This window comes from Achromobacter sp. SIMBA_011, from assembly GCF_046535435.1.
GTDB classification, from domain to species: domain Bacteria; phylum Pseudomonadota; class Gammaproteobacteria; order Burkholderiales; family Burkholderiaceae_B; genus Achromobacter; species Achromobacter dolens.
This window is the reverse complement of sequence record NZ_JAWRWN010001104.1, coordinates 1-242: the sequence shown is the minus strand read 5'-3', so window position 1 is coordinate 242 and position 242 is coordinate 1. Positions and strand designations below refer to the sequence as shown.

Annotated in this window: 1 protein-coding gene; it reads left to right on the top strand. The window is 66.5% G+C overall.

What is annotated here, in order from left to right; genetic code table 11:
• On the top strand, window positions 1-242 hold a 242-nt coding region (locus tag SB816_RS34455), incomplete at both ends, for an aminotransferase class III-fold pyridoxal phosphate-dependent enzyme (protein WP_410548551.1).

Below are 242 nucleotides of genomic sequence, written 5' to 3'. Positions count from 1 at the left end.
GATCGCCGCTTCCGTCGCATCGCTCGAAGCGAAAGTCGCGCAGCTCGGCGCGGAGCATGTGGCCGCGTTTTTCTGCGAGCCGATTCAAGGTTCGGGCGGCGTGATCGTGCCGCCGCGCGGCTGGCTCAAGGCGATGCGCGACGCGTGCCGCCGTCTCGACATTCTGTTCGTGGCCGACGAAGTCATCACGGGTTTCGGCCGCACCGGCCCGCTATTTGCCTGCGAAGCCGAAGATGTCGAGC